This is a genomic window from Alcanivorax sp. DG881, from assembly GCF_000155615.1.
Lineage (GTDB): Bacteria > Pseudomonadota > Gammaproteobacteria > Pseudomonadales > Alcanivoracaceae > Alcanivorax.
This window is the reverse complement of sequence record NZ_DS989915.1, coordinates 2,216,751-2,238,587: the sequence shown is the minus strand read 5'-3', so window position 1 is coordinate 2,238,587 and position 21,837 is coordinate 2,216,751. Positions and strand designations below refer to the sequence as shown.

Below are 21,837 nucleotides of genomic sequence, written 5' to 3'. Positions count from 1 at the left end.
CAGGTAGGGGGCGAGGGAAACCGACTTTCGTATGAAGCACCGGGAGGAAAGCTGGAAAGCGGGAGAAAGCCGGGCAGGGAGGTGCAAAATGCCTTTGCAGGCGGGCATCACAGGCGAAGACATTCTGCTAAACTTCCGCGCCATGGATGATGTGACTTCCCTTATTGATGGCTTGAACCCGGCCCAGCGCGATGCGGTGGCTGCCGATGACCGACATTTGCTGGTGCTGGCCGGGGCCGGCTCGGGAAAAACCCGAGTGCTGGTGCACCGGATCGCTTGGCAGATCGCCACCGAACAGGCCTCGCCGTTTGGCATTCTGGCGGTGACCTTTACCAACAAGGCCGCCGCGGAAATGCGCGGGCGTATTGAGCAGCTGCTGGATATGTCCGCCGATGGCATGTGGGTGGGCACCTTCCACGGCATTGCTCACCGGCTGCTGCGGGCCCACTGGCAGGAGGCCGGGCTCCCCCAGGGCTTCCAGATCATCGATGCGGACGACCAGATTCGCCTGATCAAGCGGGTGAGCAAGGAACTGGGGCTGGATGAGCAGCGCTGGCCGGCCCGGCAGGCCACCTGGTTCATTAACGGCCAGAAAGATGAGGGCCTGCGCGCCCGTCATATGGATGTGGGCGGCGATCTGTTCGCGCTGACCATGCAGAAGATCTACTTCGCCTACGAAGACGCCTGCGAGCGTGGCGGGTTGGTGGACTTCAACGAAATGCTGCTGCGGGTGCTGGAGCTGTTCCGCGACAACGACAATCTGCGTGGCCACTATCAGCGCCGCTTCCGGCACATTCTGGTGGACGAATTCCAGGATACCAACAGTATTCAGTACGCCTGGCTGCGGTTGCTGGCGGACGAGAACAATGCGGTCACTATCGTCGGTGACGACGACCAGTCCATCTATGGCTGGCGTGGCGCCAAGATCGAGAACATTCACAAATTCAGCCGCGACTTCCCGGACACCCGCACCATTCGCCTGGAGCAGAACTACCGCTCCACCGGCACCATTCTGAAAGCTGCCAACGCGGTGATCGGCAATAACAGCGATCGCCTGGGCAAGGAGCTGTGGACCGAGGGCGGTGATGGCGACCCGATTCGTCTCTATTCCGGTTTCAACGAAGTGGACGAAGCGCGCTTTATTGCCGGCCGCATGGACAAGCTGTTTCAGGAAGGCACCGCGCGGCGGGAAATGGCCGTACTGTATCGCTCCAACGCCCAGTCGCGGGTGCTGGAAGAGGCGTTTCTGCAGGCGGGGATTCCCTACCGTATCTATGGTGGGCAACGCTTCTTCGAGCGGGTGGAAATCAAGAATGCGCTGGCGTATCTGCGCCTGCTCAGCCACCGCCATGCGGATGCGGCCTTCGAACGGGTGGTGAATACGCCCACCCGCGGCATCGGCAACAAGACCCTGGAAACCCTGCGGGAGGTGGCGCGCCAGCGTAGCGTGTCCCTGTGGGAGGCTGCCCAGGCAGTGGTTGGTGAGCAGTTGCTTAGCGCCCGCGCCATCAATGCGCTGGCCGTGTTCCTGAATCTGATTGCCCAGCTGGAGCAGCAGTGCGAGGGGCTATCACTGGCGGAAACCACCGAGCACGTGATCGAAGCCAGCGGCCTGCTGGAATTCCACGGTAAGGAAAAGGGTGAGAAGGGCCAGCAGCGGCTGGAAAACCTGCGCGAACTGCTTTCCGCTACCCGGGAGTTCGGTGATGAGGATGAAGACTCCGAGCTGGATAGCCTCACCGCCTTTCTGGACCATGCGGCGCTGGAATCCGGTGAAGGCCAGGCCGACGCCCACGAGGATGCGGTGCAGATGATGACCCTGCATTCGGCCAAGGGGCTGGAATTTCCGGTGGTCTTTATTACCGGTATGGAAGAAGGCTTGTTCCCGCACAAGATGTCCAGCGAGGAACCAGGCCGGCTGGCGGAAGAGCGTCGCCTTTGTTATGTGGGCCTGACCCGGGCCATGCGCGAACTGTACCTGACCCATGCGGAAAGCCGCCGTCTGTACGGCAACGAGAACTACAATCCGCCCAGTCGTTTCCTGCGCGAAATCCCTGCCGAAACGCTGGAAGAAATCCGCGCCCGCGCCGGCTTCAGTCGGCCCATGGGCGGGGCGGCCAGGCCCATTCGGGAGACCGAATCCAACGGCATCAGCCTGGGCGCCCGGGTGCTGCACCCGAAATTCGGTGAGGGCACCATATTGCACTTTGAAGGGCAGGGGCCGAACGCGCGCCTGCAAATCAATTTCGACGGCGCCGGCACCAAGTGGCTGGTCAGCCAGTACGCGAGACTGGAAGTGATATAGAGCGGCTGGACGCCTGATGCATGACGCCGGATGCGTACTCCAGGCGTTTGGCGTTCGGCGTCCTGCCCGCGTAAAAGAACGAAAACGTTGCGGCTCACTGCTGCACTGGATCGGAGGATACCCCATTGGATCGCCGTAAATTTGTTTCTGCCCTGGGTTTAGGGCTGGGTGGCCTGGCACTGGCCGGCTGCGAACAGAAAGATTGCCCGCCGACAGACAAGACGGTGGCGGCACCGCCGGAGCCCGAGAAGAAAGCGCCAAGCCAGCAGACCTACGAATGGAAAATGGTCACTACCTGGCCCAAGAACTATCCGGGCCTGGGCGCAGGGGCGAACCGCTTTGCCAAGCGGGTGGAAGAAATGTCCGCCGGGCGTATCAAGATCAAGGTCTATGGCGCGAAAGAGCTGGTGCCGGCCTTTGAGGTATTCGATGCGGTGCGCCAGGGCAGCGCGGAAATGGGTCACGGCGCCGCCTATTACTGGAAGGGCAAACACCCGGCCACACCATTCTTTACCGCTGTGCCCTTCGGCCTAACGGCCCAGGAAATGAATGGCTGGCTGCACCATGGTGGCGGCCAGGAACTGTGGGATGACCTGTATGCCCAGTTCAACCTGAAACCGTTCGCCTGCGGCAACACCGGTACGCAAATGGCGGGCTGGTTCAACAAGGAAATCAACAGCATTGAGGACCTGAAAGGGTTGAAGATGCGCATGCCCGGCCTGGCCGGAGAAGTGTTGGGCAAGGTCGGCGCCACGCCGGTACAGCTGCCCGGGGCAGAGGTCTTTACCTCCCTGCAAACCGGTGCCATTGATGCGGCGGATTGGGTTGGCCCCTATAACGACCTGACCTTCGGTCTGCAGCGGGTAGCGGAGTATTACTACTACCCCGGCTGGCAGGAGCCCGGCCCGACGCTGGAGCTGACCATCAACAAGAAGGTGTGGGAAGGGTTGCCGGCGGATCTGCAGGCGATCATCCGCTACGCCGCCCAGTCTGAAAACCAGGACATGCTCGACGAGTACACCGCCCGCAACAATGCGGCTCTCGATGAACTGGTTAACAAGCATGGCGTGAAGCTGCGCCGTCTGCCTGACGATGTGCTCAAGGCCCTGAAAGACGCCAGCGATGAAGTCATCGAAACGCTGGTGGCGGGCAACAAGGAAGCGCGCAAGGTGTACAACTCCTACCGCCGTTTCCGCGACGAGTCCTTGCAGACCATGGCCGTGGCAGAGCAGTCGTACCTGAATGTGCGTGCAGAGCTCGCCAAAAGCTGATTGGAAGCCGCTGTAGGAGCACCACTCGAGGTGCGAACGCGACGAGGCTCATGTTTCTGTCGCCGTTCCTGGATCGATCTGTCGAGCGCTGCAATCCCTGATCGCCCTGTGGGCGATTTCCGCGTTTGCACGCGGTTCGCACCTCGAGTGGTGTATTCGCTACGCTCACCCTTCGGGCCGCACTTCGTGCGTTACTCCGCTACGCTCCGTTCCTGCAGTAGCTTCGTAGCCTGCGCCTTGCAGTTTGAGGCGTGCAGTCAGTCCCTCGGTACTGCCCGTGTCCGTCCGGTGTCATCGATGGCCACGAAAGTAAAGTGGCCTTCGGTGACTTTCGACAGGGTGCCGGTGTCTTCGCGCACCCACACTTCCACCAGGATCTGCATGGAGCTGCGGCCGATGTCCTGTAGCTGGGTGTAGCAGCTCACCACGGCGCCCACGGGGACCGGGCGCAGGAAGGCCATGGAATCGATGGCCACGGTGGCCACACGGCCCCGGGCTTTTTTGCGGGCGGTAACCGCACCGGCCAGATCCATCTGTGATACCAGCCAGCCGCCGAAAATATCGCCGTTCCAGTTGGCGCTTTGCGGCATGGCAATGGTCTGGATGGCAAGGGTCCCAATCGGCTGGGGTGTGTCGTCAGTGTGGTCGGTCATGTTGTTATCCGTAGAGCGTATGCGGCAGCCAGGTGGCTAGTTCCGGGAATAATGCCAGAATGCCCAGCATGATTAATTGTATGGCAATAAAGGGTATCACGCCCTGATAAATGTGCGTGGTTTTTACCTCCGGTGGCGCCACTCCGCGCAGATAGAACAGCGCGAACCCGAAGGGTGGGGTCAGAAACGAGGTTTGCAAGTTCAAGGCAATCATTACACCAAGCCAGATCGGGTCCAGCCCCATGCCCAGCAGCACCGGTGCCACAATGGGCACCACCACAAAGGTGATCTCGATAAAGTCGAGAATGAAACCGAGCAGGAAAATCAGCAGCATTACCATCACGGTGGCACCGATGACACCGCCGGGCATGGCGGCGAACAGGTTGTGCACCGCTTCTTCGCCGCCGTATCCCCGGAATACCAGCGAAAACAGGCTGGCGCCGATCAGGATCATGAACACCATGGCGGTGACCCGGCTGGTGGCGCGGACCACCTCGCCAAGAATGGTTCGGCTCAGGTGCCGATTGGCGGCGGCCAGCAGCAGAGCGCCAAAGGCGCCGACACCGGCCGCTTCTGTGGGGGTGGCCTTGCCGGTGAGGATGGAGCCGAGCACCGCCGCAATCAGCAGCAGCGGCGGAACCAGGCCGCCCAGCAGGGAGCGCCAGCCCCGGGGTTCGCCGTCAGTGGCCGCGAAGGCCGGTGCCCACTGGGGTTTCCACAGGCTGATCACCACCACATAAAGCAGGTACAGCCCCACCAGAATCAGCCCGGGAATCAGCGCCCCGACAAACAAGTCCCCCACCGACACGGTGTCCAGCGACCACAGGCCCTGCTTGAGCTGGGCGTCCTGGTAGGCGTTGGCCAGCACATCGCCCAGCAACACCAGCGCAATGGAGGGCGGAATAATCTGCCCCAGGGTGCCGGTGGCGCAGATCAACCCGGTGGACAGCTGCGGCTGGTAGCCCTGGCGCAGCATGGTGGGTAGCGAGAGCAGGCCCATGGTCACCACCGTGGCGCCAACGATACCGGTGCTGGCGGCCAGCAGGGCGCCCACCAGAATGATCGCCAGCCCCATGCCGCCAGGTAACGGGCCGAACAGCTGACCCATGCTGGACAGCAGCTTTTCCGCTACCCGGGATTTTTCCAGCATTACCCCCATGAACACGAATAGCGGTACCGCCATCAGGGTGCTGTTCTCAATGATCCCGAACAGCCGGTTGGGCACAAACGTCAGGTCGGAGGGAGAAAAGCTGCCGGTGAGGATGCCGCCGGCTGCAAACAGCAGCGCGGTGCCACCCAGGGCAAAGGCCACCGGGTAGCCGGTGAGCAACACCAGGCAGACGGCCACGAACATCAACAGGGGAAGCCATTCCATCACAGGCCCTCCTCAGGATGCTCATCATGTTCACTGACCCGTGGGGGCGGTGTGGCGCCCAGCAGCGTGAGGCCGTGGCGCAACAGCTCAGCGACTGCCTGAACGGTCAGCAGGGCAGGGAGGATCAGCAGCAGGGTCTTGAGCAGGTAGACAAAAGGCAGGCCGCCATTGGCGGAGCCTTCCTGCTCGCGCCAGCTGCTGGCCACATAGTCCAGTGACAACCAGAAAATGGCCGCACACACGGGCAGTAGCAGGAATACCGTACCCAGCAGATTTACCCAGGCCCGGCCGCGCGGGCTGAAGCGCTGATAGAGCACATCCACCCGGACATGCTCGTCTTCGGCCAGGGTGTAGGCGATGGCCAGCATGAACAGGCCGCCGTGCAGGTAGGTCAGGGACTCCTGCAGGGCGATGTTGCCGATGTCGAAGCCGTAGCGCAGCACCACCACCAGCACCATGCCCAGCACCAGCAGCAGGGCCAGCCAGGCGCTGCCCCGGCCGATGGCCGTGGTAAAGGCGGTCAGCCATTGCTGGCAGTGTAGTAGGCGTTGTTTTGTCATTCTTGTCGGCAAATCGCTGAAAATGGGCATTATACGGAAAACGCCACAGGCAGCACGCATTCAGCGGGGGCGCCTTGCGTGGCGCGGTGACGATGGGTTGTAGCCTAAATTCGCTCTTGCTGTAATGTGGTTGTCACAAACCCTCTCTAGCATGCGCTGTGCTGAAACATGAACTGGCTTGCAACACGCGCAAAACAAACCGGGGTGGATACTTCCAACAAGCGCCGGTGCCAAAACTAGGAGGCTTATTGTGAACGTTAAAATGAAAGCAACACTGGCAGGTGCCGCTGCTGCTCTGGCCATGGCCAGCGTACCGGGTACTGCGATGGCTCGTGACACTATTTCCATCGTGGGTTCTTCCACGGTATACCCGTTCGCCACCGTGGTGGCCGAGCGTTTCGGTCGTACCGGCAACGCCACTCCGAAAATCGAATCCACCGGGTCTGGTGGCGGTATGAAGCTGTTCTGTCAGGGCGTGGGTACCCAGCACCCGGACATCACCAATGCGTCCCGTCGCATGAAGAAATCCGAGTTCGAGCTGTGTCAGAGCAACGGTGTGAAAGACATCACCGAAGTGAAGGTCGGTTACGACGGTATCGTGATTGCCAATTCCGTGAAGGGTAAGCACATCGACCTGTCCCTGCGCGACGTCTTCCTGGCCCTGGCCAAGGATGTACCGAACCCGGATGGCAGCGAAGAGCTGGTAGCCAACCCCTACAAGACCTGGAAAGAAGTGAACCCGGCTCTGCCCAACACCAAGATCGAAGTTCTGGGCCCGCCGCCGACCTCCGGTACCCGTGATGCGTTCAACGAGCTGGCCATCGAAGGCGGCTGTAAGTCATTCCCCTGGCTGAAAGCCATCAAGGGTGAAGACAAGTCCAAGTACAAGGCCATCTGCCGCAGCGTCCGTGAAGACGGCGCCTACGTGGAAGCGGGCGAAAACGATAACCTGATCGTGCAGAAGCTGGAAAAGAACCCGGATGCATTCGGTGTGTTCGGTTACTCCTTCCTGGATCAGAACCGCGGTGTGGTACAAGCTGCCAACGTTGGCGGTGTTGAGCCCACTTTCGAAGCGATCGGTTCCGGCGACTACCCGGTATCCCGTTCCCTGTACTTCTACGTGAAGAAAGCTCACGTGGGTGTGGTACCGGGCATCGAAGGTTACGTGAAAGAGTTCACCAGCGAGAAAGCCTGGGGCGACCAGGGCTACCTGGGCGAGAAAGGCCTGATCCCGCTGGGTGATGATCTGCGCAAGTCCATGGCCAAACAGGCGCGTAGCCTGAAGTCCATGACGGGCAACGAGCTGTAAGAAAGGGAATAATAAAAAGCATGGATGCTTTTGGCCCGGTGGTGTTTGCCACCGGGCTTTTTCGCCCCTGACAAAGCGTGTTTGTTCCACCAAGATTGCTGCGGTGATCTTGTTTGAGCAAATCCGATCGGAGTACTACATGCAAACCGGAAACCTGCTGTTGCTGTTGGTAGTGATGGTGGCCGGCGCTTACTACCTGGGGCTTCGCCGCTCCTTTGCGCTGGCCCGCCCGCTGGGCGGCATTCGCCACCTGCACTCGCTGCCGTTTTACTTTGCCATGCGCTCGGCCATGTGGTGCGCCATTCCTGCTTTGGTGGTGCTGGGCCTGTGGCTGGCGTTTGATGACAGCATTATCCGGCAGCAGGTGCTGGCCAGTTTGCCAGCAGAGCTGCAGCCGACGGATGCGTCCAGCTATAACCTGACGCTCAGCAAAATCCAGAACGTGGCCAGCGGCGCCCTTCCCGTCAATTTTGTGGAGCCGCCCATCGCGGCAGCGGCGGAACATCTGCAGTCATTACGCCAGACCAGCGCCATGGCGCTGACCGTTGTGATCATTGTGCTGTGCATGCTGGGTGGGGCCTGGGCCTGGCTGAAAGTGTCACCGCAACTGCGTGCCCGTCAGCAGGTAGAGCGTGTGCTGCAGACGCTGTTCATGCTCTGCGCCACGGTGGCCATTCTGACCACCGTGGGTATTGTGATGTCGGTGCTGTTTGAATCCATCCGCTTCTTCGGCAAGGTACCGGTGACCGACTTCCTGTTCGGGTTGCAGTGGAGCCCACAGACGGCCCTGCGTGCCGACCAGGTAGCGTCCGGCGGCGCCTTCGGTGCCGTGCCATTGTTCATGGGCACCATGCTGATTTCCGCCATCGCCTTGCTGGTGGCGGTGCCGGTGGGGCTGATGTCTGCCATCTACCTGGCGGAATATGCCAGCAACCGGGTGCGGACGGTGGCCAAGCCGGCACTGGAAGTGCTGGCCGGGGTACCCACCGTAGTGTACGGCTTCTTCGCCGCCCTGACGGTGGCGCCTTTTATCCGCGGGCTGGGTGAATCCGTTGGCCTGGATGTGGCCTCGGAGTCGGCCCTGGCCGCTGGCCTGGTGATGGGCATCATGATTATTCCGTTTGTGTCATCCCTGGCAGATGACGTGATTACGGCGGTGCCCCAGGCCATGCGTGACGGTTCATTGGGGTTGGGTGCCACCAAGAGCGAAACCATCAAGAAGGTGATTTTCCCGGCGGCCCTGCCGGGCATCATGGGGGGCATTCTGTTGGCTGCGTCCCGTGCCATTGGGGAAACCATGATTGTGGTAATGGCCGCTGGCCTGGCCGCCAACCTGACTGCCAACCCGCTGGAAGCGGTGACCACCATTACCGTGCAGATTGTGACCCTGCTGACCGGGGATCAGGAGTTCGATAGCGCCAAGACCTTGGCCGCCTTCGCCCTGGGCCTGATGTTGTTCATCACCACCCTGGTTATGAATATCTTCGCGCTGCACATCGTGAAGAAATACCGCGAGCAGTACGACTAGCGTCGGGAGAAAAATTATGAGCGAAACCACGGAAAAAGTCCGCAAGACGCTGGCCCGGCGCTACCGGGCCGAAAAGCGCTTCAAGGCGTTTGGTATCGGCTCCATCGGCATTGGCCTGATGGCTCTGGTGCTGCTGTTCACCGATATTATCGGCAAGGGCCACAGCGCTTTCGTTGAGTATGAAATCCAGCTGCCGATCACCTTCGACGCGGAGGTGCTGGATGTCAGCGACCCCCGCGACGAGGATGAACTGAACTACGGTAACTATCAGGGGGTGATTCGCGATGCCCTGGCAGAACGCTTCCCCACCGTGGAAGGCCGCCAGGACACCCGCGCGCTCAATCAGCTGGTGAGCACCGGTGCCGGTTACGCCCTGCGTGACATGCTGCGTGAGGAGCCGACCTTGCTGGGTGAAACCCGCACCTTGTGGTTGCTGGCCGACGATGATGTGGATTTGTTTCTCAAGGCGAATGAAGAACAGCGTGAAGACAGCCGCCTGAACGAAAAGCAGCAGGCATGGGTGGCGGAGCTGGAAACCTCCGGCGAAACCCGCATGGTGTTCAACCAGTCCCTGTTCAGTTACGGCGATTCCCGTGAGCCGGAGCAAGCCGGCATTCTGGGTGCCATCCTGGGCTCCCTGTTTACCATGATCGTGACGCTGGTGCTGAGTTTTCCTGTCGGTGTGGCAGCGGCGGTTTATCTGGAAGAGTTTGCTCCGAAGAACAAGTTCACCGATTTCATTGAAGTGAACATCAACAACCTGGCGGCCGTGCCGTCGATTATCTTCGGCCTGTTGGGGCTGGCGGTGATCATCGGGTTGTTTGGTCTGCCGCGCTCGGTGCCCCTGGTGGGCGGTATTGTGCTGACCCTGATGACGTTGCCCACGGTGATCATTTCCAGCCGCGCGGCGATCAAGGCCGTGCCGCCCAGTATCCGCCAGGCGGCCATGGGGTTGGGGGCATCCAAGATGCAGGTGGTGTTGCACCATGTGCTGCCGCTGGCCCTGCCCGGCATGCTCACTGGCGCCATCATCGGCATGGCCCAGGCGCTGGGGGAAACGGCGCCGCTGCTGATGATCGGCATGGTGGCCTTTATTGTGGACCTGCCCGCCGGCCCGCTGGATGCGGCAACAGTGCTGCCGGTGCAGATTTACCTGTGGGCAGACAGCCCGGAACAATCTTTCGAATCCCTGGCGTCCGCCGCCATCATGGTGCTACTGGCTTTCCTGATCACCATGAACACGCTGGCGGTGATTCTGCGCAAGCGCCTTGAGCGGCGCTGGTAACGGACGGATAACGAGGAACCGAGTTATGGAAACCGCACAGCAACTGGACAAACCGGCTCTGGGCACCAATGATGCGGCCAGAGACAAGGCCATAAATGAGCAGGCAACGATGACACAAGACACCCCCTATCCAGACCAGACCGTGGGCAAGCCCTTTGTGGATGACCCGAAAATGCGCCTGCGCGATGTGGAGGTGTTCTATGACGATAACCAGGCGATCCATGGCGTCAGCCTGGATATCGGCAAGAATGAGGTGGTGTCACTGATCGGTCCGTCCGGTTGTGGTAAATCCACGTTCCTGCGTTGTCTCAATCGCATGAACGACACTATCGATATTTGTAAGGTGAAGGGCAGCCTGCATCTGGAAAGTCAGGATCTGTATGACCCCAAGCTGGATGTGGTGGAGCTGCGCGCACGGGTGGGCATGGTGTTCCAGAAGCCCAACCCCTTCCCGAAATCCATTTACGATAACGTGGCCTATGGCCCACGGATTCACGGTCTGGCCAACAAGAAATATGACCTGGACGAAATCGTGGAAACCAGCTTGCGCAAGGCCGGGCTGTGGGAAGAGGTGAAAGACCGTCTGCACGCACCGGGTACCGGGTTGTCTGGTGGTCAGCAGCAGCGTCTGTGTATCGCCCGCACCATTGCCGTAAGCCCGGAAGTGGTGCTGATGGATGAGCCCTGTTCCGCGCTGGACCCCATTGCCACCGCCAAGATCGAAGAGCTGATCAGCGAGCTGAGCGAGTCTTATACCATCGCCATCGTGACTCACTCCATGCAGCAGGCTGCGCGGGTATCGCACCGTACCGCCTATTTCCACCTGGGACGTCTGGTGGAGATGAATGATACCGAGACCGTGTTCACCAAGCCTGAACATGATCTGACGGAAGCCTATATCACTGGCCGCTTCGGTTAAGCGCGGGTAAGGAGAGCAAGAGAATGGACCGTATGCATTTTGGCGAGCATAGCTCGACCCAGTTTAATGAAGCGCTGGAATCTATCCGAAACCACCTGATGGAAATGGGGGGTCTGGTGGAAAAGCAGGTAGTGGATGCATTGCAGGCATTGCTGCAGGCAGACTCAGCGCTGGCTGAAAAAGTGATTGAGACTGAAAAAAAGGTCGATAACCTGGAAATCCTGATCGACGAGCAATGCACTCGCGTGTTGGCATTGCGCCAGCCGGCAGCGTCGGATCTGCGCTTGATTATTGCCGTGTCCAAGGCAGTGTCTGATCTGGAGCGCATTGGTGACGAGTCGGCCAAAATTGCCCGCATGGGGTTGCAGCTGGCCGAAGAAGGCGAGTCACCTCGCGGTTATGTGGAGGTGCGACATATCGGTAACCATGTGCGTAATATGCTGCGTGACGCCCTGGATGCCTTTGCCCGCTTCGACGCCCAGAAGGCCTTGACCGTGGCCGCCGAAGATAATGAAGTGGATATGGAATACGCCAGCGCCATGCGCTCGCTGGTCACCTTCATGATGGAAGATCCACGCTCTATCACCCGGGTGCTGAATATCATCTGGTCCCTGCGCGCCCTGGAGCGCATCGGCGACCATGCCCGCAATATCGGCGAACAGGTGATCTATCTGGTGGAAGGCAAGGATGTGCGCCATATCAGCATCGATGAAATCGAAAAGAAGCTGAAGGAATAAAGGCAGCTACGAGCTTCAAGCGGCGAGCTACAAGGAACACCCGCTCCTACGATCTTTTAAAAGGCCGTGCCTGATCTTCGGGCGCGGCCTTTTTCTTTCCGTCATCGTCATGAAATCGCCCCGCGATGTTGCATGAAGCATGTTGCGTGTCGCGTATCATGTTGCTAATATCCGTATTTCCGAATATACGAATATAAGGTTCGCAATGCTCACGCCCACCCAGCTCTGCAAATGCCTCGGCGATGATATTCGCCTCAGCCTGATCTGCCTGCTGCACGGTCAGGGGGAGGTGTGCGTGTGTGACCTGGTGGATGCCATGCAGGCGCCGCAATCCACGGTGTCGCGTCATCTGGCGCAGTTGCGCCAGTGCGAGTTGGTGGTGGCCCGCCGTCAGGGCACCTGGATGCATTACCAGCTCAACCCTGCATTGCCGGAATGGGCGCAAACGGCCATTGCGACACTGATTGTGCCCGCCCGAGCGGCTTTGAACGTGACGCTTCCCGATCATGCCTGTTGTGACTGAACCGAGTATCGATCCGATTATCGACAAACCAGCGAGACGTACTGATGAATACGCCATTGAATGTTTTGTTTCTGTGTACCGGTAATTCCTGCCGTTCCATTATCGGTGAAGCCCTGGCCGATCACCTTGGGCAGGGGAAATTGCGAGGCTTGAGCGCCGGCAGCATGCCCACCGGCAAGGTCAATGAAAACGCCTTGGCCGTGCTGTCCCGCCATGGTGTGGCAGTGAATAACCCCAGCTCCAAGAACATGGATGATCTGGAAGGCGAGCAGATCGATATGGTGATAACCGTGTGTGATGCGGCCGCGGGTGAGGCGTGCCCGGTATGGCTGGGGGATACGCCCAAGGTGCATTGGGGATTGGCCGATCCGGCCCATGCCACCGGCACCGAAGACGAAATCCAGGCGGCATTTGAAGCCACATACTCTGCGCTTAACGCGCGTATCAAGGCGCTGGCCGAGCTGGATCTGGCAGACATAAATCCGTTGGGGTTGATTGCCTCGGCTCAAAAAATTCACCGGGATCTGGGTGATTCGTAATGCCGTTTTTTGAACGATATCTCAGTGTCTGGGTGGCGTTGGCGATTGTTGCCGGGGTGACTCTGGGTGTGGCCATGCCGGGTGTTTTCGAAGCGGTGGCCGGGTTCGAGTATGCCCATGTGAATCTGGCGGTGGCCGTGTTCATCTGGGTGATGGTTTACCCGATGATGATCCAGATTGATTTCACTGCCATCAAGAAAGTGGGGCAGAACCCCCGGGGATTGCTGCTGACGTTGGTGATTAACTGGTTGATCAAACCGTTTACCATGGCGGCGCTGGGCTGGTTGTTCTTCAAGGTCTTCTTCGCCGGCTGGGTTGATCCACAAACCGCCACAGAGTATATCGCCGGCATGATCCTGCTGGGCGTGGCGCCCTGCACCGCGATGGTGTTTGTGTGGAGCCAGCTGACCAAAGGGGATGCCAATTACACCCTGGTGCAGGTGTCGGTGAACGACATCATCATGGTGTTTGCGTTTGCTCCCATCGCCGGCTTGTTGCTGGGGGTCAGTGACATCACGGTGCCCTGGGATACGTTGCTGTTGTCTGTGGTGCTGTATGTGCTGTTGCCCCTGATTGCCGGGTTCCTTACTCGCCAATGGCTGGGCAGTGATGAGCGGGTGGCCCATTTTGTCGGGCGTCTCAAACCGGTCAGCGTTATGGGGCTGCTGGCTACCGTGGTGCTGTTATTCGGGTTCCAGGCCGAAACCATTCTCGCCAAACCCATGGCCATCGTGCTGATTGCCATTCCGTTGTTGATTCAGACCTACGGTATTTTTGTCATCGCCTACTGGGCGGCAAAACGCCTGCGGTTGAAACATAACGTAGCCGGCCCTGCCTGCCTGATCGGGACCAGTAATTTCTTCGAGTTGGCGGTGGCTGTTGCGATCAGTGTTTTTGGTCTGCATTCCGGTGCCGCCCTGGCGACCGTGGTCGGGGTGCTGGTGGAGGTGCCAGTGATGTTGTCACTGGTGGCGATTGTGAATCGTACCTCGCACTGGTTTGAAGAGAGCAATGAATAGTTAATAGTTAACAGCGAAATCAAAACCGTTTTTGATCAAGGATTCGTCGTTCCCACAGAGGCCCTTCGGCCACTTGTGGGAAGCGATGCTTGCATCACGAAGACGGCCTCCATTATTGCGAAAGAAGTCATCGTGCCATGAAAGATATGCCCAATCTCGATAACGATTGTTTCCAGGTCCCCACTGCCGACAGCGTATTCCGGGATCAGCCGTCCATACACAAGCCGCGTATCCTGCTGTTGTACGGATCGCTGCGTCAGCGTTCCTTTAGCCGCCTTGTGGTGCAGGAAGCAGCACGTTTGCTGCAGGCCATGGGGGCAGAAACAAAAATTTTCCATGCCGATGGTTTGCCGTTACCCGACAGCGAAGACGTGACACACCCCAAGGTGCAAGAACTGCGTGATCTGGTGACCTGGAGTGAAGGCATGGTGTGGTGCTCGCCAGAGCGTCACGGCGCCATGACCGGCATCATGAAAGCACAAATCGACTGGATTCCTTTATCGCTTGGCGCGGTTCGCCCGACCCAGGGAAAGACCCTGGCGGTGATGCAGATCAGTGGTGGCTCCCAGTCGTTCAATACGGTCAGTCAGTTACGCGTGCTGGGACGTTGGATGCGGATGGTCACTATTCCCAATCAATCTTCTGTGCCGAAAGCTTTCCTGGAATTTGATGAGAATGATCGTATGAAGCCGTCAGGCTTTTATGATCGCATCGTGGATGTGATGGAAGAGCTGGTGAAGTTCACCTACTTGACCCGTGATCGTAGTGATTACCTTACCGATCGTTATTCAGAGCGCAAGGAATCTGCCGAACAGCTCATGGCGAGAGTCAATCAACGGAGTATGTAGCGGGATACGCTACACGCTGCACGCAACAGGCCTTCATGCTACAGCGGATGGCGGCTGTGACTTACAGCAAAGGCAGGCAGGAATTATAGCGGTCATGGTCCGGCGCGTGGCGAAAGCATAGCTGCTTATCGCGGCGCGTTAGCGTGTCTTCCTTGCCCGGTGTCCAGGGGTTGTTCACCGGGTTATCTGTCTCCGGTTTATCAAGTTGTTTCAGTAACGCCATGCGTGCATCCAGATGCACCAGCCGCAGTAGATATTGTTTGAAATCCGGCGACGCGGTTTCCAGCAGAACATTGCCGATGGGGTTACGAATCGCCTCGCTCATCGAGGCGGGATCGGGGTGAAACTGGTCGGCTTTGATGGCGTCCACAGGTTGCTCAGCAAGCTGCGCATAGTGTTGGTAAAGCGGTAGCATGCGGTTAACGCTAATATGTTTTTTCAGGCCCGCCCTGAATTGTATTTCTTCAATCCAGCTTGCTGCTTCATTGCCATCCCGATATTGCTCATCAATGAAAAAATGCGCCATCATCGCGAACTCTTTCTGCAATGGTGCCTGAAAGCTTTTTTCCGCTGTGGTGAGCGGCACAAGCCTAAGCGTGGGCATTTTCCCTTGCTGCACCAGCAGGGCAGTCAGTTGCAGTTTTTCTGCCAGCATCGCATTGGCGATCATCTTGCTGATCAGGCTATGGTCCTGGGCCAGCCAGTGCCGTAGCTGCTGTATTTCCCTGTCGATATTTTTTTCGGGCGCGTCACTGAGGGCCCAGGCGAGGGATTGCAGTCGTGAGGCGGTGATCAGCAGGCTGTATTCAGGAAAGGTGGCATCCAGACGAGGCGGCGTGTTGTCCGAAAAATACGCAAAATCCAGGAAAGTCTGATAGCGATCAATCAGGAACTGATACCGGTTCACCAGAGCCTCAGCTTCCACGCGTTTTTCCTGTTGCTGAAGCAGGCAACTCGCGTCCATATTCCGGCATAGCAGGGGAGATGCATTCAGATCCCGGTAGCTATTGGGAAGTGGCAGATCAGGATGGTTTTTTTGCCGCTGTGCCAGTGCCTGGCCCTGCCGGGCAGGGGATTGATCGGCGGGCGCGCCAAAGCCCAGCAGATAAGCGTAAGCAGGGTTGTCATCGCTGGGTGTGGTGTCCAGCCACTGCCGGGCGGCGACATCAAGGGGCGCGTCCTGTAGCCACCAGGTGGTAAACCCTGCCAGCGCCAAGACGCCAATCACCAGTATGATTTTTTTCATTATCCCGATTCTTTACGTGTCGTGGGTTGTGATGATGTGGGCTTTGACCGCGTTACGGATCATTGCGTTGATATTGGCGGGCACCCAGCGCCACCATCACCAGCATCCAGCCGTTCATGATCAATTCAATGGCCAGCAACAGGCCGATCACCCATTGTCCGGATTGCGGCCACTGGGCAAAGATCATCCACGCCAGGGCCAGGCCAATAAGTGCGCTGAGCACCAGTAGAAAGACATTGGCGCCGCCGCGAACGTGCCAGGCAATCATTAATCGCAGGGCGGAAACAACGGCGATGGCGGCACCGATAATCAGGGTGAGGCCGTCGGCGGCGATGGCGGGGTGGGCCATCATGTAGCCGCCCAGCAAGGCATACAGCAGGCCCATTACCAGAAACGGCAGGCTGCGCGACAGAGTGGGGGTGCGAAATGCCTGAACGATTTGAATCAGCCCGGCCAGCAGCAAAAGTCCGCCTACCCAGAACACGCTGATCAGGGTGAACAGGCCTGTGGCGCCGAGGCCCAGGGTGCCGAGCACAATAAACACAATCCCGGTAATCAACAGGCCTTTCCAGTGTTGGGAAAGGTGTTCAAGCAGAGGTGGTGGTGTGGCGGGCATGGCGAACTCCGTGTCGGCGATGCGAGGGAAAGCACGGTGTGAATGTAGCACAGCTGCGCTTGAAATAACGGGTGCTGGGTTGGAGCGGGGCGATTGAACCGTTGTTAGGAAGGCGCCGGCTGAGGTGCCGACGCGGGTATCGTTGAGGTCTGCGTTGCGTGAATTCGGCTAGCCGGCACTGCGCGTATGTTTGATGGCCCGGATCATTTTCTTTTCCACGAACGGTGAGGTCATGGCGCGGACCAGAGCGCTGTAATTCACCCCGAAACGTACCTCGTCCCCTACCCGCAGGTGCTGTTTGCCGCAGTCCAGCAGCAGGTGGTCGCCGCTGGCGCCAAGAATGGTCAGGCCCTCCGGAGCCAGCAGGCCGTCCGGGTCCAGGTCCTGTTCGCCCACCGCCAGAATCGCCCGTGCCATGGCGCCACTATCGGTGGAGATAACGTCACCGCCGAAGGCGGTTTCCGCCAGTGTGCCCCAGGGCAGGGACGGTTTGGTTTTCGACTCGATTACTTCCGCCACCAGCGTGATGGCGTCGGTGTGCAGGCCGTCAACGGGCTCGCGGTGCAGGGGTTCGCAACCGAGAAAAATGGCTTCACCGAGGCGCAGATGGTTGATGCGGCCGGTGGCGCTGTTGCTCAGTGCCCAATCCAGGTTGGCAGAATTGCCGCCGGAGATCAGGGCCAGTTTCACATCCAGTTCCGCTTCCACACGGTCGGCCAGGGCGGACAGGGCGCCCATGTTGTCCGCATCCGGTGCCATGCCGCTGTGGCAGGCCAGGTTAGTGCCGATGCCGGTGAGTTCCAGGTTGGGCAGCCGCATGACTTCGCGGGCCGCACTGACCAGATCTTCGGGCAAGATGCCCTCGCGCAGGTCGCCCAGTTCCACCATCAGCATGATACCGTGGCTGCGTTCGGCTTCCTCGGCGGCGGCGGAGAGCCGGCGCACCACCGACAGTTCGGTGTTGAAGCTGATGTCTGCGTTTCGCACTACCCGTTCCACCTGGCTGAGCATGGGCGAGCGGATAAGCATGATGGGGGCAGAAATGCGCTGCTGGCGCATGGCTTCGATGTTCTCGATGCGCGAATCCCCCAACCCGCTCATGCCGGCCCGCAACATGGCCTTGGCAATGTCCAGTGAACCCAGCGCTGCCTTGGTGACGCCGGTGACGGCGATGCCCCGGTCGCCCAGGTCCTCCACCAGCATACGAGCGTTGTGGCTGATCTTGTCCAGATTGATGTCCAGTCGCGGCGCGCTCATTGCGGTGCGCCTGTCAGTCCGTGGCGCAGGGCGGGGAAGGCGGCAAACACCATCTCCAGCAGATGCCGCACTGGCCGGTTCAGGGTCAGGCCGATCACGCGGGTGTCGGCAAAGGTTTCGATCAGGGTAATTTCGTCCGCCGGGTTTGGCATGGCCATGGTGTCGAAATCGCAGCGGAAAGTTCGCCCTGGCGCATGCTGCAGCACCACCGCTTGCGGGCAGGCGCCGCGCAGAATAAAGGAGGTGGTGGAGAACGCTGGATGGCTCAGGGCGCCCTGGCCTTCGATGATGATCACGTCCGGCTGTTCGTTGTCGAACGCCTCGACGATGGTGGCTTCCAGTTCGCCGGCGCAAAACTGCGAGGGCACCGAATCCAGTGCCATACCGTAGCGGGCGCCCTGGATCAGTCCGGTCTGGCCGGTACCCACCAGCACCGCCTTGAGGCCGATGGCATTGAGAGCGGCGGTGAGCACGGTGGCGGTGGTGCGTTTGCCGATGGCGCAGTCGGTACCCAGCACGGCGATGCGCGGGCAGGTGACCTGATGGATGCTGCCGCTGAACATGCGCAGAAATTTCTTCGGCCGGGGCCGGCGCACATCGACGATATCCACTTTGTGGGCAATGCGGGCGGCGGCGAATTCCGGGTCGTCGTTAAGGAATTCATGCAAACCGTTAACGATGCTCATGCCCTTGCCCATGGCGGCCAGCACTACATCGCGCTGGACTTCGGAGAGCAGGCCGCTGGCCGGTGCCATACCGAAAATCAAAAAATCCGGCAGGGTGGCGGTCTGGCTCAGGGCGTCATCCATATCCCGGCATACCGGGATGCCGTTGGCGGTGCCGTCCAGAATCATGCCGGTATCAAGCCCGGCTTGGGTGCTGTCGATCACTGACAGCACGGTATATTTTTCCGAGTGACGAATCAGGCCGTTGGCGGTTTTACCGTCGATGTCGCCGAACTGACCTTCACAATAGATGATCGCGGTGGCGGTGCGGCTGATAGCAGGTTGGGGCAGGGTGTGGGCGTTATGCAAGGGGGGGAGGTGTTGGCGGGCGAAGGCTGAGTGCTGGCGGGCGGCGCCTGGGCTGAATAGGGACGGGGGCGTAACGAGATCGGGGAAACGGTACTCATGGTGGCTCCTCTGGGGGCACGAAGCTTAGAGGGGCAATGGCGATGGGCCGGTTTGAGGCACCGGTGAGCAGCGAGACGTCCCCACTAAGCGGTGGGGTTAAACGGCAAACAGAGTAACACGGACGGCGGCCGGACGTTGGGATTTAGCTGGGTGCCGCGTTTGCGCCGCCGCGGTGGGCGGCGATGACACCGGCAGTGGTAAGGTTGTACGTCAGGGGTACCACTGTGAAAGCGTTATTTCCTCGCTCTGTTCGGTGGTGCCGAACCAGACCTGACCGTCCTGAATCATGGCCTGCAACTGCATGGCCCGCTGGGCACAGGTGGCCAGTGCTGCTTCGCTGTCCGCATCCACATGCACAATGGTCAGGTTGTCGAAGCGACGTACCTTGTTCTTCATGCTGTCCCACCATACCTGCGGGGCGCGTGGGCCGTAACAGTAAATGGTCACGTGCTCGGCCAGGCCGCAGGCCTTGCGCAGGCGCTTCTCGTCGGGCATACCCAACTCGATCCAGTGTGCCAGGGTGTCGTTGGGGTGCCGCTGCCACAGGTCCGGCTCTTCCGGATTGGACAGGCCCCGCGAGAACGCCAGGTCTTCATGGGCATTCAGCGCAAAGGCCAGTAGCCGCAACATCATTCGCGATTCGGTTTCCGAAGGGTGTAACGCCACCGTCAGGTTATGGGTGGCGTAATAATCCCGGTCCATATCGGAGACGGTGAGCTCGGCTTTGTAGATGGTGGCGGTGAGGGCCATGAATGAATTCCGCTTGAGGCCAGATGCCGGACGCCAGACGTTGGCGCCTTGCAGCGCGACTAGAGTTGTAAGTATAGCGCGTGAGCATACGCTCTTTGGCGTCAGGCGTCAGGCGTCAGGCGTCAGGCGTCAGGCGTCAGGCGTGGCTACACCAACGCCCAGACCCCGAAACCGACAAACAGCACTGCGCTGATGCGATGGGCCCAGGTTTCAAAGCGCTTGCTGCCGAACTGGTGAGCCAGCCAGATCACCGGCAGGTTGGCGGCAACCATGCCCAGGGTGGAGCCACTCAGCACCGGCCAGAACTGGTCCTTGAACTGAACGGCCAGGGCGATGGTGGCCAGCTGGGTCTTGTCGCCGATTTCGGCAATAAAAAACAGCACCAGCGCGGTGAGGAAGGGGCCGAAGCGCGGGTTATCATCCACGGCTTCATCGCCGTCTGGAATCAGCATCCACAGGCCCAGGCCGATAAAGCTGATGCCCAGAATCCAGCGCAGCCATTCCATCGGGATGGCATCGGCCAGCCAGTCGCCAAACCAGACGGAGGCGCCGTGGTTGAGCAGGGTGGCGATGACCACGCCGGCGAGGATGGGCCAGGGTTTGCGGAATTTGAGAATCAGCGCGAGGGACAGCAGCTGGGTCTTGTCGCCGATTTCCCCAAGGGCAACCAGCAAGAAAGAGCTGAGCAGGGCTTCCATGAACGGTTCCAGCGGGGCGGGATTGAACGACAAGAGACATCACCGGCCAATCCCGCCCCTGCGGAATGCCTGCGATGTCTCAGGTCTCGTCAATCCGTAAGGATGCGGACGCAGCCACCATGCGCATGAGGCGCAACTATGTTGATGACCGCCAAGGGGCTTTGTGTGAAAGCGATCGAGCGACTACTCCCCCAAGACGGGCAAACCATAGCGGCAATATTCCGGGCAGGCAAGTACAATGGGCGCAGATGATGTTTGTAGGAGCGTCGCTGGCGGCGCGATGCAGACGGGAAGGCGTGCAGCCCGACGGTGGTTATAAGTGAGCAGAATATGAGTGAAGACCGTTTTCTTGATATCGAAACCAAGCTGGCCTATCAGGAGGATCTGGTGGAGTCGCTGAACAAGGTGGTCAGCGACCAGCAGCGTCAGATCGATGCGCTGGAAAAAACCTGTCGGAAGATGGCGGATCGGTTGATGGATCTGTCTGAGGCATTCGAGGCCACCCAGGTAGAAGACGCCCCGCCGCCGCATTACTGATTAGCTGCGAGCAACGAGCTTCCAGCAAAGAGAGAACCGCCGCTATTCGTTCAGGCTTGCATGGTTTCGGAAGTAAGCCATGCTCCTGCAAGCTAGAAGCTAGAAGCTAGAAGCTAGAAGCTAGAAGCTAGAAGCTAGAATGAAACAGGCCGCGCTCAAAGGATGGGCGCGGCCTGTTTCATTACAGCAAGGAGCCAGTTCGCGTTGCAGCTTGTGGCTTGCTTTTCTTCAGGCAGGAACGGGCTCGCCCTGGGCGGTCTCGCCATTGCGCTCGGAAACCTGGCCATTTAGCGTGAACAGGTCGTAGAGCACGCCGAAACCAAGCAGGCCGAAGGTCAGCAAGTAGAGAATGCCCGTGCCGATCTTGCCCATGTAGAAACGGTGTGCGCCAAATACGCCCAGAAACAGCATCAGTACCCAGGCTACGCTGTAGTCGGTGTCGCCGCTTTTGAACTGATTATTGGCATCCTGATTCATGCGGGGAATCAAGAATGCGTCCACGACCCAGCCGATGAAAAAGACGCCGAGGGTAAACATCCACAGCAAGCCGGTGAGCTGACGACCATAGTAAAACCGGTGATAGCCAAACAGGCCGCCAAAAAACCATAGCAGGTAGCCGATGGGTGTCAGGTGTGTTTCCTTTTCTTGTTGCATGGGTTTCCCCCTCCGTTGGTAAAGTAAAAAGCGTCCTTGTTATCGCGAGATCCAGTAGTAAGCGCAAAGCGGCAA

At 59.4% G+C, this 21,837-nt stretch carries 22 protein-coding genes; 12 read left to right on the top strand and 10 right to left on the bottom strand.

All coding sequences use genetic code 11. The features are described from left to right. Nucleotides 1-142: 142 nt before the first annotated feature. On the top strand, nucleotides 143-2,305 hold the full coding sequence (uvrD, locus tag ADG881_RS10180) for a DNA helicase II (protein WP_039927378.1): 2,163 nt from the start codon (nucleotides 143-145) through the stop codon (nucleotides 2,303-2,305). A gap of 125 nt (nucleotides 2,306-2,430) precedes the next feature. Then, a complete protein-coding gene (locus ADG881_RS10175; protein WP_007148792.1) occupies nucleotides 2,431-3,576 on the top strand; it encodes a TRAP transporter substrate-binding protein in 1,146 nt (381 codons plus the stop codon). Between the two features lie 257 nt (nucleotides 3,577-3,833). Here the strand turns inward: ADG881_RS10175 and ADG881_RS10170 are convergent, their stop codons facing one another. The 3 genes from ADG881_RS10170 to ADG881_RS10160 are packed head-to-tail and all read right to left on the bottom strand — an operon-like array spanning nucleotide 3,834 to nucleotide 6,164. Beyond that, nucleotides 3,834-4,229 carry an acyl-CoA thioesterase gene (locus ADG881_RS10170; RefSeq protein WP_007149898.1) on the bottom strand — a complete coding sequence of 132 codons (396 nt, stop codon included), beginning with the start codon at nucleotides 4,227-4,229 and terminating at the stop codon, nucleotides 3,834-3,836. 4 nt (nucleotides 4,230-4,233) lie between these two features. Further along, nucleotides 4,234-5,604: a TRAP transporter large permease subunit gene (locus ADG881_RS10165; RefSeq protein WP_007149742.1), complete on the bottom strand. Its 1,371-nt coding sequence runs from the start codon at nucleotides 5,602-5,604 to the stop codon at nucleotides 4,234-4,236. Beyond that, complete coding sequence (locus ADG881_RS10160; protein ID WP_039927377.1) at nucleotides 5,604-6,164, bottom strand: TRAP transporter small permease subunit; 561 nt, start codon at nucleotides 6,162-6,164, stop codon at nucleotides 5,604-5,606. The genes ADG881_RS10165 and ADG881_RS10160 overlap by 1 nt, the downstream gene beginning before the upstream one ends. A 262-nt stretch (nucleotides 6,165-6,426) precedes the next feature. Between ADG881_RS10160 and ADG881_RS10155 the strand changes: the two genes are divergently transcribed. The 9 genes from ADG881_RS10155 (at nucleotide 6,427) to arsH (ending at nucleotide 14,871) form a co-directional block, all read left to right on the top strand. Next, nucleotides 6,427-7,473 carry a substrate-binding domain-containing protein gene (locus ADG881_RS10155; RefSeq protein ID WP_007148594.1) on the top strand — a complete coding sequence of 349 codons (1,047 nt, stop codon included), beginning with the start codon at nucleotides 6,427-6,429 and terminating at the stop codon, nucleotides 7,471-7,473. A 139-nt stretch (nucleotides 7,474-7,612) separates the two neighbouring features. Beyond that, on the top strand, nucleotides 7,613-9,001 hold the full coding sequence (gene pstC / locus ADG881_RS10150; protein ID WP_007149005.1) for a phosphate ABC transporter permease subunit PstC: 1,389 nt from the start codon (nucleotides 7,613-7,615) through the stop codon (nucleotides 8,999-9,001). Between the two features lie 16 nt (nucleotides 9,002-9,017). Then, entirely contained in the window at nucleotides 9,018-10,286 is a 1,269-nt protein-coding gene (gene pstA / locus ADG881_RS10145) for a phosphate ABC transporter permease PstA (protein WP_007149376.1), read from the top strand. Nucleotides 10,287-10,311: 25 nt separating this feature from the next. After that, entirely contained in the window at nucleotides 10,312-11,205 is an 894-nt protein-coding gene (gene pstB / locus ADG881_RS10140) for a phosphate ABC transporter ATP-binding protein PstB (RefSeq protein ID WP_007149741.1), read from the top strand. A 23-nt stretch (nucleotides 11,206-11,228) separates the two neighbouring features. Continuing rightward, complete coding sequence (gene phoU / locus ADG881_RS10135; RefSeq protein WP_007149407.1) at nucleotides 11,229-11,942, top strand: phosphate signaling complex protein PhoU; 714 nt, start codon at nucleotides 11,229-11,231, stop codon at nucleotides 11,940-11,942. Nucleotides 11,943-12,147: 205 nt separating this feature from the next. After that, on the top strand, nucleotides 12,148-12,465 hold the full coding sequence (locus ADG881_RS10130; protein ID WP_007148977.1) for a metalloregulator ArsR/SmtB family transcription factor: 318 nt from the start codon (nucleotides 12,148-12,150) through the stop codon (nucleotides 12,463-12,465). A gap of 44 nt (nucleotides 12,466-12,509) precedes the next feature. Beyond that, complete coding sequence (locus tag ADG881_RS10125) at nucleotides 12,510-13,004, top strand: arsenate reductase ArsC (RefSeq protein ID WP_007148877.1); 495 nt, start codon at nucleotides 12,510-12,512, stop codon at nucleotides 13,002-13,004. After that, nucleotides 13,004-14,023 carry an ACR3 family arsenite efflux transporter gene (gene arsB / locus ADG881_RS10120; protein WP_007149941.1) on the top strand — a complete coding sequence of 340 codons (1,020 nt, stop codon included), beginning with the start codon at nucleotides 13,004-13,006 and terminating at the stop codon, nucleotides 14,021-14,023. Before ADG881_RS10125 ends, arsB begins: the two co-directional genes overlap by 1 nt. A gap of 137 nt (nucleotides 14,024-14,160) precedes the next feature. Then, nucleotides 14,161-14,871, top strand: a complete 711-nt coding sequence (gene arsH / locus ADG881_RS10115) for an arsenical resistance protein ArsH (protein ID WP_007148814.1) — start codon at nucleotides 14,161-14,163, stop codon at nucleotides 14,869-14,871. A gap of 61 nt (nucleotides 14,872-14,932) precedes the next feature. Here arsH and ADG881_RS10110 read toward each other — a convergent pair whose 3' ends face one another. The 6 genes from ADG881_RS10110 to ADG881_RS10085 form a co-directional block, all read right to left on the bottom strand. Next, on the bottom strand, nucleotides 14,933-16,117 hold the full coding sequence (locus ADG881_RS10110) for a hypothetical protein (protein WP_007150237.1): 1,185 nt from the start codon (nucleotides 16,115-16,117) through the stop codon (nucleotides 14,933-14,935). 52 nt (nucleotides 16,118-16,169) lie between these two features. After that, nucleotides 16,170-16,733: an HdeD family acid-resistance protein gene (locus ADG881_RS10105; RefSeq protein ID WP_007148745.1), complete on the bottom strand. Its 564-nt coding sequence runs from the start codon at nucleotides 16,731-16,733 to the stop codon at nucleotides 16,170-16,172. A 168-nt stretch (nucleotides 16,734-16,901) separates the two neighbouring features. Then, a complete protein-coding gene (locus tag ADG881_RS10100) occupies nucleotides 16,902-17,990 on the bottom strand; it encodes an alanine/ornithine racemase family PLP-dependent enzyme (protein WP_007151314.1) in 1,089 nt (362 codons plus the stop codon). After that, on the bottom strand, nucleotides 17,987-19,024 hold the full coding sequence (locus tag ADG881_RS10095; RefSeq protein ID WP_007148687.1) for a DUF1611 domain-containing protein: 1,038 nt from the start codon (nucleotides 19,022-19,024) through the stop codon (nucleotides 17,987-17,989). The genes ADG881_RS10100 and ADG881_RS10095 overlap by 4 nt, the downstream gene beginning before the upstream one ends. A gap of 309 nt (nucleotides 19,025-19,333) precedes the next feature. Further along, the gene (locus tag ADG881_RS10090; protein WP_007151525.1) at nucleotides 19,334-19,873 is read right to left on the bottom strand and encodes a YaeQ family protein; all 540 of its coding nucleotides are present in this window, start codon (nucleotides 19,871-19,873) and stop codon (nucleotides 19,334-19,336) included. 146 nt (nucleotides 19,874-20,019) lie between these two features. Further along, on the bottom strand, nucleotides 20,020-20,604 hold the full coding sequence (locus tag ADG881_RS10085) for a TMEM165/GDT1 family protein (RefSeq protein ID WP_007150279.1): 585 nt from the start codon (nucleotides 20,602-20,604) through the stop codon (nucleotides 20,020-20,022). 297 nt (nucleotides 20,605-20,901) lie between these two features. On the opposite strand from ADG881_RS10085, the gene ADG881_RS10080 reads away from it, so the two are divergent. Next, a complete protein-coding gene (locus ADG881_RS10080) occupies nucleotides 20,902-21,108 on the top strand; it encodes a SlyX family protein (protein WP_007150683.1) in 207 nt (68 codons plus the stop codon). Nucleotides 21,109-21,336: 228 nt separating this feature from the next. Here the strand turns inward: ADG881_RS10080 and ADG881_RS10075 are convergent, their stop codons facing one another. Continuing rightward, entirely contained in the window at nucleotides 21,337-21,762 is a 426-nt protein-coding gene (locus ADG881_RS10075) for a TM2 domain-containing protein (RefSeq protein ID WP_007148445.1), read from the bottom strand. Nucleotides 21,763-21,837: the final 75 nt, after the last annotated feature.

Excerpts from the sequence above, each read along its gene's own strand:
- uvrD (WP_039927378.1), top strand. The coding sequence starts at position 143 with ATGGATGATGTGACTTCCCTTATTGATGGCTTGAACCCGGCCCAGCGC.
- ADG881_RS10170 (WP_007149898.1), bottom strand. The coding sequence starts at position 4,229 with ATGACCGACCACACTGACGACACACCCCAGCCGATTGGGACCCTTGCC.
- ADG881_RS10165 (WP_007149742.1), bottom strand. The coding sequence starts at position 5,604 with ATGGAATGGCTTCCCCTGTTGATGTTCGTGGCCGTCTGCCTGGTGTTG.
- ADG881_RS10160 (WP_039927377.1), bottom strand. The coding sequence starts at position 6,164 with ATGACAAAACAACGCCTACTACACTGCCAGCAATGGCTGACCGCCTTT.
- ADG881_RS10155 (WP_007148594.1), top strand. The coding sequence starts at position 6,427 with ATGAAAGCAACACTGGCAGGTGCCGCTGCTGCTCTGGCCATGGCCAGC.
- pstC (WP_007149005.1), top strand. The coding sequence starts at position 7,613 with ATGCAAACCGGAAACCTGCTGTTGCTGTTGGTAGTGATGGTGGCCGGC.
- pstA (WP_007149376.1), top strand. The coding sequence starts at position 9,018 with ATGAGCGAAACCACGGAAAAAGTCCGCAAGACGCTGGCCCGGCGCTAC.
- pstB (WP_007149741.1), top strand. The coding sequence starts at position 10,312 with ATGGAAACCGCACAGCAACTGGACAAACCGGCTCTGGGCACCAATGAT.
- phoU (WP_007149407.1), top strand. The coding sequence starts at position 11,229 with ATGGACCGTATGCATTTTGGCGAGCATAGCTCGACCCAGTTTAATGAA.
- ADG881_RS10130 (WP_007148977.1), top strand. The coding sequence starts at position 12,148 with ATGCTCACGCCCACCCAGCTCTGCAAATGCCTCGGCGATGATATTCGC.
- ADG881_RS10125 (WP_007148877.1), top strand. The coding sequence starts at position 12,510 with ATGAATACGCCATTGAATGTTTTGTTTCTGTGTACCGGTAATTCCTGC.
- arsB (WP_007149941.1), top strand. The coding sequence starts at position 13,004 with ATGCCGTTTTTTGAACGATATCTCAGTGTCTGGGTGGCGTTGGCGATT.
- arsH (WP_007148814.1), top strand. The coding sequence starts at position 14,161 with ATGAAAGATATGCCCAATCTCGATAACGATTGTTTCCAGGTCCCCACT.
- ADG881_RS10110 (WP_007150237.1), bottom strand. The coding sequence starts at position 16,117 with ATGAAAAAAATCATACTGGTGATTGGCGTCTTGGCGCTGGCAGGGTTT.
- ADG881_RS10105 (WP_007148745.1), bottom strand. The coding sequence starts at position 16,733 with ATGCCCGCCACACCACCACCTCTGCTTGAACACCTTTCCCAACACTGG.
- ADG881_RS10100 (WP_007151314.1), bottom strand. The coding sequence starts at position 17,990 with ATGAGCGCGCCGCGACTGGACATCAATCTGGACAAGATCAGCCACAAC.
- ADG881_RS10090 (WP_007151525.1), bottom strand. The coding sequence starts at position 19,873 with ATGGCCCTCACCGCCACCATCTACAAAGCCGAGCTCACCGTCTCCGAT.
- ADG881_RS10080 (WP_007150683.1), top strand. The coding sequence starts at position 20,902 with ATGAGTGAAGACCGTTTTCTTGATATCGAAACCAAGCTGGCCTATCAG.
- ADG881_RS10075 (WP_007148445.1), bottom strand. The coding sequence starts at position 21,762 with ATGCAACAAGAAAAGGAAACACACCTGACACCCATCGGCTACCTGCTA.